General features: G+C 33.1%; 11 protein-coding genes. 3 read left to right on the top strand and 8 right to left on the bottom strand.

Annotated features, from left to right (window positions below; all coding sequences use genetic code 11):
• Positions 1 to 174 precede the first annotated feature (174 nt).
• From KQA_RS20475 to xerA, 5 genes are all read right to left on the bottom strand, one after another.
• Positions 175 to 2,505 (bottom strand): hypothetical protein, encoded by a 2,331-nt coding sequence (locus KQA_RS20475; protein WP_198283105.1) that lies wholly within the window; start codon positions 2,503 to 2,505, stop codon positions 175 to 177.
• Positions 2,477 to 4,327: a hypothetical protein gene (locus KQA_RS20470; protein ID WP_198283104.1), complete on the bottom strand. Its 1,851-nt coding sequence runs from the start codon at positions 4,325 to 4,327 to the stop codon at positions 2,477 to 2,479. Before KQA_RS20470 ends, KQA_RS20475 begins: the two co-directional genes overlap by 29 nt.
• Before the next feature lie 288 nt (positions 4,328 to 4,615).
• On the bottom strand, positions 4,616 to 5,071 hold the full coding sequence (locus KQA_RS0204575; protein WP_010178557.1) for a hypothetical protein: 456 nt from the start codon (positions 5,069 to 5,071) through the stop codon (positions 4,616 to 4,618).
• A gap of 31 nt (positions 5,072 to 5,102) precedes the next feature.
• On the bottom strand, positions 5,103 to 6,557 hold the full coding sequence (locus KQA_RS0204570; protein ID WP_010178555.1) for an ATP-binding protein: 1,455 nt from the start codon (positions 6,555 to 6,557) through the stop codon (positions 5,103 to 5,105).
• A 138-nt stretch (positions 6,558 to 6,695) separates the two neighbouring features.
• A complete protein-coding gene (gene xerA / locus KQA_RS0204565; protein WP_010178553.1) occupies positions 6,696 to 7,772 on the bottom strand; it encodes a site-specific tyrosine recombinase/integron integrase in 1,077 nt (358 codons plus the stop codon).
• A 463-nt stretch (positions 7,773 to 8,235) separates the two neighbouring features.
• Between xerA and KQA_RS18510 the strand changes: the two genes are divergently transcribed.
• Positions 8,236 to 8,469, top strand: coding sequence for a hypothetical protein (locus tag KQA_RS18510; RefSeq protein ID WP_232285852.1), 234 nt, complete (start codon positions 8,236 to 8,238; stop codon positions 8,467 to 8,469).
• Here KQA_RS18510 and KQA_RS0204555 read toward each other — a convergent pair.
• From KQA_RS0204555 to KQA_RS0204545, 3 genes are read right to left on the bottom strand one after another with little or no spacing between them, the layout of a single operon-like run.
• The gene (locus KQA_RS0204555) at positions 8,459 to 9,760 is read right to left on the bottom strand and encodes a sugar MFS transporter (RefSeq protein WP_010178549.1); all 1,302 of its coding nucleotides are present in this window, start codon (positions 9,758 to 9,760) and stop codon (positions 8,459 to 8,461) included. The two genes, KQA_RS18510 and KQA_RS0204555, sit on opposite strands and share 11 nt — an antisense overlap.
• A gap of 34 nt (positions 9,761 to 9,794) precedes the next feature.
• Complete coding sequence (locus tag KQA_RS0204550; RefSeq protein ID WP_232285851.1) at positions 9,795 to 10,088, bottom strand: hypothetical protein; 294 nt, start codon at positions 10,086 to 10,088, stop codon at positions 9,795 to 9,797.
• Positions 10,089 to 10,115: 27 nt separating this feature from the next.
• Positions 10,116 to 11,258 (bottom strand): outer membrane protein, encoded by a 1,143-nt coding sequence (locus KQA_RS0204545; RefSeq protein ID WP_010178545.1) that lies wholly within the window; start codon positions 11,256 to 11,258, stop codon positions 10,116 to 10,118.
• 310 nt (positions 11,259 to 11,568) lie between these two features.
• Here KQA_RS0204545 and hisG point away from each other — a divergent pair, with 310 nt between their 5' ends.
• Positions 11,569 to 12,426 carry an ATP phosphoribosyltransferase gene (gene hisG, locus KQA_RS0204540; RefSeq protein ID WP_010178543.1) on the top strand — a complete coding sequence of 286 codons (858 nt, stop codon included), beginning with the start codon at positions 11,569 to 11,571 and terminating at the stop codon, positions 12,424 to 12,426.
• 103 nt (positions 12,427 to 12,529) lie between these two features.
• Positions 12,530 to 13,810 (top strand): histidinol dehydrogenase, encoded by a 1,281-nt coding sequence (gene hisD / locus KQA_RS0204535; protein WP_010178541.1) that lies wholly within the window; start codon positions 12,530 to 12,532, stop codon positions 13,808 to 13,810.
• Positions 13,811 to 13,821 lie beyond the last annotated feature (11 nt).

Raw genomic sequence — 13,821 nt, 5'->3', positions numbered from 1 at the left:
CAGTCAACATCGCATTCATCTATAGCCTATCGGCAAGACGAATGCTTTATGTGTTGTATGCCGTTTTTATTTTATTCATTTCGTTTTCAGCGTTGGGGCAAACATACTCTTTGACAAGTTTTGGCTCGTGCGGTTGGTTTTTGAGCGACTTGACAATGTGTATGATTGCTTGCGTCAGGTGTTCTTAGTGTGAATCACTCCTTTTAATTCTTCTCCGTCAAAATAATAAGCTCCACTGATTTCTAATCTTCCTAGATAGTTAGTTCCAAAAGATCGTCCGCCAATTATTTGTTTTTCTCCCAATACTGTCCAAACTATCTTTAATTTGTTCTCATTTAGAAACTTCAAAAAAGAATGTTTTCGAACAATTAAATAAGATTTTGAATTATGATAGACATTTGGTGCAAAACATTGTACCACTTTGGAGTTGTCAACAAACTCTCCCTCGCTTAGACTATATTTTAAATCCATACCCTTATGAATAACGGTACTTGGTTTCAAAAAGCTAATGGTTTCTTCTTTTGATTTATCAAACTCTTCCTCCCATAAAAAGCCTTGAGCAGTTACATTGACTTCTGCTATATACTCCCCTGATTCCCTGTCATGAACTTCTGTCCATTCAGTGCCTCCATAATATTCAGTCATAAAATAGTCCTGAGCAGGTGACCAATAATATTCTCTGCTGAACATTTCGTATCTGTCACCACTTTCAGGCATCCAACGCCCCATGAATTCCTGTTCGATAGCCCAATCTTTAAAAGAATTGAATTCATCATCTTTAACTAAATAACTTCTGATATGACTCCAAAGCTCCTTATGTGGTTGATCCCATTTTTCTTCACCAATTTTTTTTGGTTCTGACCAGGAGGGATAACCCTCCAATACTAACCATTCTTCTCCCTTATCATCTTTTATCTGTATGATATCTTCCATATTAGGCAAAGTTTCTGAATCACTTACCCAGTTTTCATTTGTACAATCCCAGTTAAATATTTTGTTGTTAACCCACCAGAATTCCTGCTGTATTTCTTCATCATAACTTCCTGTTTTACAGATTAACATGGTAGGATCGATATCTCTTATGTACGGGCTCCAAGGCCCCTGGTAGGGTTCTTCTTTTTCCTTATTAAACCCCCATTCTTCGTATTTCTTAAAATTGTCGGAAACTCGAGCTACCATTTCGTAAAGAGCAATCCATTGATATTTCTTGCCAATACGTTCTATTGTTGATGCTCTTCTGTCATGTGAGTTTGTATTTTTATCATACTCTCCATGTTTCTCAACATTGTAACCATATTTTTCGAAAATCCACTCGATAGCAAGATTGCTAAGATCGTTTGTGTTGACATCCCATGATCTTAATGCACTTTCAAAAGTGTATCGTCCAAAATCACCATACCCACCAGTACCTCTTCCATATTCAGTGGTCATTGAACTAATTATCGAATTCTGAGACCAATAATGTTTTTTGAAGTCCTTTGCCTCATAATCAAATTTATAATTTTTATCAACTTCCTCATTTGTCATGATTTGGTCGGGAAATGAACTTTTATATGGAGGTCTAACATCTTCTATATCAAATGGCAATTTAAAACCAGAAAAATTGGTGAACTCAATTACTCCTCGTGCATAGTCACGAAGAAGAACATGTGGGTAAACTTCATCTTTATCCTTAAAGATTGTTTGATATATATAATCACTTAGACTTGCTAACTCTTCTTTTTTATTTGTTCTTATTGCACACCCATAGGCAACTGCAAACAAACGATCGTATACGTACGGGTCATTAACCGTTTCAAACTTTTTAAGGAGTTTAATAAGTATATGAAGTCTATCTTGAAGTAAGCTAACTAATGCCTTTGTGGAACAGTCTCTAAGTTCTCTATTCGTTGAAGTATGAAACCATGTTAATGTGATACTAGATAACAAAATTGATTCGTCAGAAATGTGTGATTTATCTGTCTGATTCCAAGCCCAATCGATAAGACGTTTTACTGACGATTCATCAGTGTATCTATGTTTTATAAATTGAGTCCAGTTGGCATCTCGGTCAGGTAGTGAGTGTTTGATCAAATGATTATGCAAAGAATGAGCATTAAAAAAATGGTTTGGAATTCCTGTAACCGCAAGTATAGTTTCCCAGAAATAGTCATGTGTGCATTGGTAGGAAAACACATGCTCATTTACATATTTTTTTGATTCTTCATTAACGGTTTCGACCTTTCTCCAAAGTAAACTTTCAACAAAAGATTCGATAATTGGATTTTTATCTTTAAGATCAGGAATAAGGGTGTAAAACTCATATCCATTTTTTTCAGGAACTTGAATAGAAAAAGCCTCAATTAGTCCTTTATGTCTGTAAATTGCATTTTCGTTTTCTACATAATTATAGAGTTCACCATTTTCTTTGAACTCTTTCTCTAAGTCAGAAAATTGTTCGAGCAAATACTTAACAGTTAGGTGGTCTTCAAATCGCTCATATGCTAAATAAACCCCCTTCTTCATAATCATTCTCTTCTTTCCAAAAAAGGTTTTTTGATAGTACACCTTCAGTAATTAATTCATCTATAAATCCTTTTTTGTCAATAAAACTTGAAATGGATTCATTAATAAGTTCATGTGCTAATTCATATGGTAAATATCTAAGTTTATTGTCAACTTTACACTTTATTAAAGCATAAATGGATTTTTGCACTAGGTTTAAACTATCTGAGTACCCAACTCTTTTTGGTTTTGATAAAACAACATTTACGTTTTTGACAAAAAAGTTAATAATTGAGGTGATTCCTTGAAGACCATCAGGAATTCGGGATAATCCAGCCTTGTTGATTCCTTCACAAAATAGTTTTAAGAAGAGTGGATTTTGAAACTCAGGGTGCAATAATGGCACATTAGGCAGTTCAATTTTATAATTATCAAAAAATAATTTGCTTGCTTCATATTCAATATTCCTAAATCCATAGTGATGATGTTGTACTATGTCAAGAATGGACATTTCTACTTCAGGAAAAATTAAATTTTTGTAGGAAGTTCTTATTGTTAATACAAGACCAAGCCATTCATATTTCTTTATCTCATTAATGAAGCTTTTTACAAACTCATTCCAGAAATAGTTGCCTTTTCCTTCATTGATAGCATCAATAAAAAGAACTATTCTCCTTCCTGACTCTTCAGCTCTTTGATTTAATTTTCTAAGAAAATCTTCAGATTTAGAGTTGATTTGAAGTCTTTTGAAAATTTGTGTCCACGGATCTTCTTCGGTTACAAAATGCTGACCAAGAAGAAAAACACTTTCATGTCCTTTATTAATTCTTCTTGATACTATATCTCCAATCAAATGTGACTTCCCGATACCAGCTTCACCATCTAAAAGCAAAAAAGGATTATTCGCAAGTTTAAATGAAGAACCATGAATTAAATCTTGAAAAGTCGAAAGCTCATGTTCAAACTCTCTAATATTTCTTAACTCAGTACCGTGTTTATGATAATATTGGTAATCATTTTTTTCTTTTTGAAGTTTTCTTTCTTCCGTTATATAATAATCATAAATTTTTTGAGCTGAACTCTGAGCATCATTTAACAAACTTTCGAATTCATCTATTGGAAGAGAGATAGTTCCTAAGAATTCAATTTTATGAAACAAAGTCTTTAATCCATCAAAGGCTTTTTCTAAACTCTCAAGACTTTCTTTTACTTCAGGTTGATCTTTTAATATCTTTTTTCCTTTTATCAGAAACTGATCAAAGAGCTTTGTTACTTTCCTTTTGAACTCTTCGGTTCTTCCAATTCCTTCGAAGATTTCGGAAACTTCAAGTTTTACATTTAATTCTGGTGTATACCTTTTTCCAAGATCATGTATTGATGATTTACATTGCTCTTGAAACCAGTCTTGATCTGGTTGAAATGTTAGTTCTGACTTTATTACTTCAATCTTATCGTCAATCTCTTTTGAAAGTCTTTTAAATAAACCATTTGAAATATCTTCTGCCGAAATTTCAACCCCTTGTTTTTTAGCTTTTAATTCCTGCAACCAAACATATGTAAATAGAATAAGCATTAAAAAGAGGAGCATTACACTCCACCAGGGAAGGTTAATACTTACCCAAAAATGGACTGCACCCCAAAGTACTTTTAGCCATGTATCACCTGCTTCTGAATATAGTTTGTAAGTAGCCTTTACAATGAATTCTAACTTATTAGCAATTTCACCCAGAATCACTATTCCTATAGGTACTGCAATACTCCAATAGGTTTTTCTCAATCTTAGTTTGAATACTAAGGAAAGAATCCATTCAACAATTGATTTTATTTTTTCTATTCTATTCATTCAATATGCGTAGGCTTGAAATAGCTCTTTTGGTTTTTCAGCGTTTGCCTTTGTGTTGGTAAAAACCAAATGTGCTATTTGTGCGGTGGCTTTTTCGCAATGGCATACAACGCCAAATATATGAATCGGAGCAAGGCAAGCAAGCCTTAACCAATTGATCTATCTGTGCATTTTTATTTCTTGTTTAATTTATAAAAATCTAGCGCCATCACAAAAAGGAAATAACCTTTCGATCTAGTACTAAACTTTTGCTCTGATTTCATATATAATGTTACCAACTGTATCTTTTTAATCGTATTTATTAAAGATTACATTTCCAATTCTTTCCGTTTCCCAGTATTCAATTTGCTCTAATTCCGTTTTACTTAGTAAAGTCAGATGCTCTTTTTTCAATTGTTTATTTAAGAAATCAGTTTTCAATTCCGTTAATTCGCTTTTTAGAATGTCCGTCACTGATTTTGGTAAATCATAAAATTCAATTGTTGTCCAATCCGTTATACTTTTTACTCCGCAATAGAAAGGATATGAAGAGTTAATTCCAATAAAATGTTTTTCCTTATCTGCAAATGCAGAAATTATATAGAAATTATTATCAGCTTGTGGTTCGCTTAATACAATAGTTCTAAACAATATTTCTTTTTGAAGTTTATCAACTATATTCTCTATCAAAGATTTATCAGTTGAAGGAGGCACTTCCTCTCCAATTTTCCAAAACCCGGTGATTCCTTTGGGTAATTTTTCCATATAGTTGGTAACGATTAGGCTATGACGCGTTTTAATGCGTTATAGCCATTGTTAGGTTTAGTTTTCTTTCAATCGCATTTCTTCCAACAGTGTAGCAATAAAGACTGGATGGAGTAAAATCATATGTTATTCCATCATCATCTTTTATTTCTTCAATATTTAAGGTTGTGACCAATGTTCTATCTAAATTATTTTTCTGGCAAAAGGATTTTATATTTGATAATTTACTTAAACTCTTTACAAAACGATTACTCCATTTGATTTCAACAGCCCATAATGGTTTCTGTTTTTCAGCTGATAGACTTACTATATCGACTTCTCCACTTTTCCAACGAGCATAATAAGGTGTAAAACCAGTATTATGACCCCATTGTGAAAAAATAGCTGTTTCAACCATATTGCCAATAAAATCATCTGTTTTATCAATTGGAGCAAATAAAGCACTCCTTAATGATGGATTTGTTAGGTATATTTTAAAAGAGGTTGCTCTTTTAAATTTTTTTGAGTTTTGGTCAATCTTATTTATTACACGGATTAAAAATGCAGCTTCTAAATATTCAATATATCTTTTAATCGTATTTTTAGCCACACCTGAACTAATAGATAATTGTTCATATGTAAATTCATTTCCAGAATTGTAAGCTATAGTTGTAAATAATGAGTTTAGTTCTTGGACATCTTTTATACCATATAAACTAGGTAAATCTCTTAATAATACTTTATCAACAATATCATTTCTAATGTATCTTCCGGGATTGGATTGAATTTCTGTAGAAAGAGAAACTTCTGGATAACCTCCATAATTGATATAGTCAATAAAATGGTTATTAAATTCTTCAATATCATCAGTATGAAAATAGTTACCAATATGCCCTTTCCATTCCTTTTCTCTTAATGTAATTAGGTTAGACAACCCTTTTAAGTCAATATATTCATGAAAAGTTAAAGGAGGAAGCATGAAATCTGTAAATCTTCCAGCACCAGATTCATTACTTTTTAATTTTAAAGCAGCTGCGGCTGAACCTGAAACTATAAATTTAATTTTATGATACGAGTCAACTAGCGTTTTCAAATGTACTTCCCAGTCTTTTAAATATTGTATTTCATCAAATATTATGTAATGTTCTTCGGAAGGGGTTTGATTAGTTACGTCTAAAAAACGATGAAGAAGTTCTTCTAATGATAAGCCATTATAAATAGGATTTTCAATTGATAAATAACATATTCTTTTAGGAGAAACTCCATTATCAATTAAATCTTGAACTAAATGAAAAAGCATAACAGTCTTCCCAACTCTTCTTGGTCCCATTAATACTACCGCCCTCTTAACACTTTTTTCATAAACCAAAGGAGAGAATAAATCAAAATATAGACGTTTTTTCATAGTAGAATAATAATCGTCTATTTCTGATTTTTCCCACCATGGATTTTCAAATCTTATTTTACTAATTATTTGTTCTTTAGAAAAAGAATTTAGACTTTTCATTTTAGATTAATTTGATGACTCTATTTGCAAATATATAAATATAGAATCATTAAACTAATCTTAAGTTTTGTTTTTTTTAATTAAACCTAACAATTGTATAAGTGTACCTAGTTACACATATATCTTTTATATAAAGAGCTAATCTAGTGGATTTTTAATGGTCTGCAAATTATTTGTAGCAACTCTGGTGTAAATTTCTGTAGTTTTTGTGGAACTATGCCCTAATAATTCTTGAATGTATCTTATATCGGTACCAGATTCTAGTATATGTGTGGCAAATGAATGTCGTAACATATGTGGAGTAACTTTTTTATAAATGCCGGCTTTTTTTGCGGCACGTTTTACAATTTTTACAACACTTGCCGCACTGTAAGCAATTCCTTTTTTACCTTCAAATAAATAAATTTGAGGTTTATATAATTTAAAATATTCACGCAGTTCTAATAGCACCTTTTTAGATAGTAATGTATAGCGGTCTTTATTTCCTTTTGATTGCTTTACGTGTATGAGCATGCGCTCGCTATTAATATCGGTAAGTTTTAAATTCAATAATTCACTTCGGCGTAAGCCAGCTGAATACAACAGGCTTACTATACAACGGTGTTTTAAATTATTAGTGTTGTTAATAATGGCAATCACTTCTTTTTTTGATAGTATTTCGGGTAGTTTTTCTTGCTTTCTGGGACGTTCAATTTCATAAAATCGATTAGGCATATCCAATACAATTTCATAGTAAAATTTAATACTATTGATACATATATTTATGGCTGAATTTGACCTGCCTTGTTTTATAAGTAGTTGTATGTAGGCCCTAATGTCTACTTCATTTAAAGTGTTTAGTTCTTTTGATTTGTAGTGGTTTATAAAAGCTTCAAATGCCGAAACATAAGAGTTTACAGTATTTAATGCATATTTTTTTAAAATCAATTTTTGAATATAACTATCTGGGCATTTTTTATAGTCAGTTGGGTAAACTCGTCGCTTAAATAATGAGGCATCATTGTTATTGTTATTGTTATTGTGTAAGGGGTTGTTTTTAAAAAAATAGGAAGTATTGATCCAAGCTACCCCTTTAAATTTTTCGAAAATAAGATCAAGGTTTTCTTTGGTGTTTTTAATGTAAACCATATTTAATTTCGCATGCCACTTAGGGTTGGGGAGTTCTTTTATAAGTGCTTGAATGACCTTGTCAGGATAAAATAACAACCCAATCATTTTAATGTCATTAATGAGTAGGTGTTTTAGGGTGATATTTTTTAAATGAGAATGTTTCATTGTCTCCAAAATTCAATGAAAAGAATGATAAATAAAATTATAACTGTGTATTTATACGTATATTAAACGTTTAATTCAATGATTAATACGATGGATACTACTTGTTTGTATTGTGATGAAATTTTGTTTGGGAGGTTAGGTAAAAAGTTTTGTTCACCTCATTGCAGGTCAGCATATCATTATAATGAAAATAAACATAAGAAAGATAAGTTATACGATTTACTGATAATAATTTCGTATAAATATGCTGAATTATTTTTTATTAGTCTAAGGCAAAAAAATCAAGCATAGCCTTAGTTACGATTGCTTTTTTTAACGCCAGAATAGTGAAAAAGAAACAGCATATATGCGAAATTTTTGTTAGTAAATCGTATTATACGTTGCTATTGATAAGCAATTGAAATTGAATCGAAGAATTTTAAAAGAGTACAATAAAGCAGGATTAGCTACAGTGCGAAAACAAAAATTGCTGGATGCTGGTTTTAACCCAAAGTATTTTACTCATTACTGGAAAAATAAAAAAGGACAAGTCTATTTATTTTGCTATGAATTTGGTTTTTTAGAGGTGCAAGAACCTAGCAAAATAAAATATGTGTTAATTAAATGGCAAACTTATATGGATAAGTCTAAACCTTAGGAAAACCAATACGATGGCCTCTTTTACCGAACCATAAAATGTAGCTATAGCAAACAAGCATCACAAATACAAAAGCAGATTTAAAATCGAAGCCAAAAATGTTTCCTTCGTGATACAGCCATCCGTAAAATGGCGGAATTAAAGCTCCACCTACAATTCCCATAATGAGTAGGGCGGAACCTATATTGGAAAACTTTCCAATGCCTTTAATGCCTAATGGAAAAATAGCAGGCCACATTACGGCATTGGCAAAGCCTAAAGTAGCTAAACAACCAACGGCGTAGGAACCAGTAACAAAATAAGAGCCTATGGTTAATACAATCCCTAAAATGGCAGATATGGTGAGCCAGTTTTCTTGTTTCATGTATTTAGGAATCAATATAATATTGGTAATATACCCTACAAGTAAACCTACTAATCCAAATACAGCAAAGAATTTTGAAGTATCATCCGAAAAGCCAAGGTTTTTACCATAAATAGTAATTAAATCACCTGCCATAACTTCGGCGCCTACATACATAAATATGGCAACAGCTCCTAGGAGTACATGCGGGAATTGAAAAACAGAAGTTTTACCTTCGGAAATATCCATACTATCTGGGTTAGTATCCGAGGTTTGGCTTTTAATATCAGGCAATGATGATCTGTAGATAACTACAGCAATCACTAATAAAAAAACGCCTAAAACTATATAAGGAGTTTCTACCCGGCTAGCTAAGTTATCAAGTAATTGATTTTTTAATTCGAGATTGGTTTCATTATCTATTTTGGTTTGAATTTCGGTAGCGTTTTTTAATAAAATAGAACCAAACAATACATTAGCCAAAATACCTGCCAGTTTGTTACAAATACCCATAACACTAATTCGCGTAGCGGCAGATTCAATGGGGCCAATAAGACTTACATAAGGGTTTGCAGCCGTTTGCAAAAGGGCTAATCCCATACCAACAATAAACAGGCCTAATAAAAATATAGGGTAGGAGCGACTGCCTGCGGCCGAAACAAATACCAAACAGCCCAAAGCCATAATAACTAATCCGGTGGACATTCCTTTTTTAGTGCCTAGTTTATCTAAAATCCACGATGATGGGATGGCCAAGAAAAAATAAGCAGCAAAAAAAGCCGTAGTTACATAAAAAGCTTGCTGATCGGTAAGCTCGCAGGATTTTTTTAAAAAGGGAATCAATATACCGTTTACCCAAGTAACAAACCCAAAAACAGCAAATAGTACTCCAATAATGGTGATTTGATATAAATAATTTCGCTTTTTTGAGTTAGTAGTTGTTGGCATAACGGAGTTAAAAGTTAGTTGTTAATTGGTGGTATTAGTTAGCGTTTTGGATATCGGAATTTGAGTCATTATTTTTTATAGGAGGAGCAATGGCATTTCCTTTTCGGTCCCTTGTGAGAACCGCTTTAATGGTGGTAGGTTCCGAAATAATATCTCTGGGATCAATATCACTAATCATTTCATGTGCTTTCTTTGTTTTTTTTCTGGGAATACTAGTTTTTGAATCCGAATTACCCGAAGTCAAAGGGATGCGAGCACAGATATAACCTAACACAAATGAGATCAATAATAGAGCTACAATTTCAAAAATTGCAGTAGGTCTATCCATAGGAGTCATATTTTCAAACATAGCGATCTATTCAATTAGTAATGTAACTCCGAAATCCAATGGAGTTCCTTTTTTTTGAGTTTTTAAAGCGGTGATATGCATACTGGCATTTGATAAGCCTTTTTTTAAAACATAGGATTGTACGCTAGTAGCTAATGCTAATCCAGCTTGATAATTTTCATCGGGGCTTTCATTTTCATTAGTGTACCCAATCAATTGTATCTTTTTTACCGATGTATGATGTAATAGAAAACTTTTTAAACCTCTCGATCCCTTAAATTTAGCATTTTTAAAGTTAAGTTGGGTAACCGTGTAGCTTGCTGGATTGTTAATAGTCTCTTTCGGAACAGTTATTTCTTCTTTGACTACCAGTGTTGGGTTTTTAAGTAGTGTTTTTTCAGTAATTGTATTTTTAGAAAGCTCAGTGGTATTTGGGTAGGTAATAGGAGTGTTTTGAAATTCAATTTTTTCAATAGTAGGTATTTCAACAGCATTATAACCAATATGCTTTAAATTTACAGGGAGTTCCGAAGCCTTAAAGTCAAAAGTGATTCCTCCTTTAAATTTTCCATTTTTGTTATAATCAAATGAGGCAATTTGTGTTTTGGTGGTAATTAATGAATCGTGTATTCCTAATTTAATTAAACGATCTGCCATACCCATGGCGCGATCCTTGCCAATTTCAACAGCTTCATTTTTATTATGATAGCCAGTTATGTTAAGGAGTAAGTTTTTGGTGTCCATTTCTTTGGCAATAGCATGCCCGTAGGTGCTCATGTCAAAAGGAATCTGTATGCGATCAGAATTTTCATAAATTCTAAAATTACTAGGAAAATAAATAACCAATTCGCCTTTGTAGTACACACTAAATTGGCTTGGCTTTAAGGTATCCTTACTCTTTTGGGGAAATGTTGTGTTCCTAGTGATGGAATCGAGTGTATCTTCTGCAGCAGCGAATTGATTAGTAATCGTATCGGTTTTGTTAAGTAAAGGAGTTGTATTGGCTTTTGTAAGTATAGTTGGTTGTGTAGTGTTTTTTTGTAGTTCATCAGTTGGAATAGCTGTAATCGTATCTGTAGTGCACAAGCCTTGAATAATGCATGCGTAATAGGTGCTTGCTAAAGCTGCCCAAATAGAGAAAACAAAAAAACTAAGCGCCAATCGCTTCATAAAATTCAGAATAACAAAGACTAAAATAGCATAAAAACTGGAAATAGATAGAATTAGGGGATGTATACTTAAAAAATGTACGTAATAAGTTGAAATTGGTTTAATAATTTATTTATTTTGCTGCGTACTTATAAATAAGTCCAAATTAGATAAAATTAGAAAATGAATTATTCATGTGCACATCACCATCATTACTACTTAATCGCTCAAGCGGGGTAGTTTGGTATGTAAACATGTAAGCATATTTTAAACCCGTTTGAGTTTACCTCAAACGGGTTTAATTTTTTAAATGGATACAATAACAATTGTTATGACAAAAATTAGAATAGCTATTCAAAAAAGTGGTCGACTTAATGAAGATTCTGTAGCAATACTTAAGGATTGCGGAATTTCTATTGACAATGGTAAAGACCAATTAAAAGCAGCAACGCGAAATTTCCCAATGGAAGTAATGTTTTTACGTAATGGGGATATTCCTCAATATTTACGTGATGGCGTTGTGGATATTGCTATAATTGGCGAAAATGTATTGATTGAAAAAGGTCAGGATATTTCGATTGCCGAGCGTTTAAACTTTTCTAAATGTAAGGTTTCTTTAGCAGTGCCAAAGGGAGCAGAATATACTTCTATTAAGGATTTAGATGGTAAAAAAATTGCCACCTCATACCCTAATACGGTTGATCAATATTTAGCCGACAAAGGAATTAGTTATGAAATTCATCAAATTTCTGGTTCTGTAGAGATTGCTCCAAATATTGGTTTGGCCGATGCCATTTGTGATATCGTTTCTAGCGGAAGCACCTTGTTTAAAAACAATTTAAAGGAGGTGGAAGTGATGTTAACTTCGGAAGCGGTGTTGGCAGTATCGCCTAAAATATCGGAAGAAGCTAAAGCACTTTTAAGCAAGTTGCAATTCCGAATCCAGTCCGTTTTAAAGGCGCGTAATTCAAAATATGTATTGCTAAATGCACCTAATGATAAGCTAGACGAAATACTAAAGCTATTACCGGGCATGCGTAGTCCTACTATTTTACCCTTGGCGGAAGAAGGTTGGAGTAGCGTACATACGGTGATTCAGAAAAATAAGTTTTGGGAAGTTATTGACGAATTAAAAATAGCGGGTGCCGAAGGTATTTTGGTTTGCCCAATTGAAAAAATGGTGTTGTAAAGTGTTTTGGGCTAATGGCAATTAGCTTTTAGTACAAAAGTAAATGAATAATTTGTTAAGTTAAACGCTAAAGGCCATGTGCTAATAGCTTTTTTATAAAAAAATGAACAAAATATACAATCCATCTCAAGCAGATTGGGAACAAATTTTAAAAAGACCTACGCAAACGGTAGCAGATATTGAGGGCACAGTAGCGGAGGTGTTTAATGAGGTGCGTTTGAATGGAGATCAAGCCATAGCTACCTATACTCAAAAATTTGATGGCGTTCAGTTAACTAATATGTTAGTTACTGCCGAAGAAATTACGGAAGCGGAAAGCTTGATAACAAAAGAGTTAAAAGAGGCTATTCAGTTAGCAAAAGGGAATGTAACTCGTTTTCACGAAGCGCAAAAAACAACACGCGTACAAGTAGCAACCATGCCTGGTGTGGATTGTTGGCAGGAAAAACGCCCTATTCAAAAAGTAGGTTTATATATCCCCGGAGGAACAGCTCCTTTGTTCTCAACTATTTTGATGTTAGTATTACCCGCTAAAATAGCCGGTTGTGAAGAAATTGTATTGTGTTCCCCACCCAATAATGAGGGTAAAATTCATCCAGCCATTTTATATACCGCTAATTTATGTGGTGTTACCAAAATTTGTAAAGTAGGCGGAATCCAAGCTATTGCAGGGATGACTTTTGGAACCGAATCCATACCACAAGTATATAAAATATTTGGTCCCGGAAATCAATTTGTAACGGTGGCAAAACAATTAGCCACAAAACACGGGGTAGCTATTGATATGCCTGCTGGTCCAAGTGAACTATTGGTGGTGGCCGATGATAGTGCCAATGCCGGTTATGTGGCTTCGGATTTATTAAGTCAGGCAGAACATGGAAAAGATAGTCAAGTAATTTTGGTATCCACCTCCAAAAAACTAATGGATGAGGTTGAAATTGAAGTGGACAAACAATTAGCCATATTACCACGCGTTGAAATTGCCACCGAAGCCATAAAAAACTCCAAGTTGATTTATGTAGAAAGTGATCAAATTGCCTTGGATTTAATTAATGAATATGGCCCGGAGCACTTTATTATTTGTGTAAAAAATGAAGACTTTTATGTGGATCGTATAGCCAATGCAGGTTCGGTATTTATAGGGAATTATACTCCCGAAAGTGCCGGGGATTATGCCTCGGGAACCAATCACACCTTGCCGACTAATGGATATGCTAAAAATTATAGCGGTGTCAATTTGGATACATTTATGAAGAGTATGACATTTCAAAAAATAACAAAAAAAGGTATACATGCTATAGGAAATGCCATAGAACTTATGGCTGAAGCCGAAGGTTTACAAGCGCATAAAAACGCAGTAACGCTTCGACTTAACGAAGAATAGGTATTCTTTTA

Source organism: Aquimarina agarilytica ZC1 (assembly GCF_000255455.1).
In the GTDB taxonomy this organism is placed as follows: domain Bacteria; phylum Bacteroidota; class Bacteroidia; order Flavobacteriales; family Flavobacteriaceae; genus Aquimarina; species Aquimarina agarilytica.
Note: the sequence above shows the minus strand (reverse complement) of the source record. Positions and strands in the feature narration are given on the sequence as shown.

Excerpts from the sequence above, each read along its gene's own strand:
- KQA_RS20475 (WP_198283105.1), bottom strand. The coding sequence starts at position 2,505 with ATGAAGAAGGGGGTTTATTTAGCATATGAGCGATTTGAAGACCACCTA.
- KQA_RS20470 (WP_198283104.1), bottom strand. The coding sequence starts at position 4,327 with ATGAATAGAATAGAAAAAATAAAATCAATTGTTGAATGGATTCTTTCC.
- KQA_RS0204575 (WP_010178557.1), bottom strand. The coding sequence starts at position 5,071 with ATGGAAAAATTACCCAAAGGAATCACCGGGTTTTGGAAAATTGGAGAG.
- KQA_RS0204570 (WP_010178555.1), bottom strand. The coding sequence starts at position 6,557 with ATGAAAAGTCTAAATTCTTTTTCTAAAGAACAAATAATTAGTAAAATA.
- xerA (WP_010178553.1), bottom strand. The coding sequence starts at position 7,772 with ATGATTGGGTTGTTATTTTATCCTGACAAGGTCATTCAAGCACTTATA.
- KQA_RS0204555 (WP_010178549.1), bottom strand. The coding sequence starts at position 9,760 with ATGCCAACAACTACTAACTCAAAAAAGCGAAATTATTTATATCAAATC.
- KQA_RS0204550 (WP_232285851.1), bottom strand. The coding sequence starts at position 10,088 with ATGGATAGACCTACTGCAATTTTTGAAATTGTAGCTCTATTATTGATC.
- KQA_RS0204545 (WP_010178545.1), bottom strand. The coding sequence starts at position 11,258 with ATGAAGCGATTGGCGCTTAGTTTTTTTGTTTTCTCTATTTGGGCAGCT.
- hisG (WP_010178543.1), top strand. The coding sequence starts at position 11,569 with ATGACAAAAATTAGAATAGCTATTCAAAAAAGTGGTCGACTTAATGAA.
- hisD (WP_010178541.1), top strand. The coding sequence starts at position 12,530 with ATGAACAAAATATACAATCCATCTCAAGCAGATTGGGAACAAATTTTA.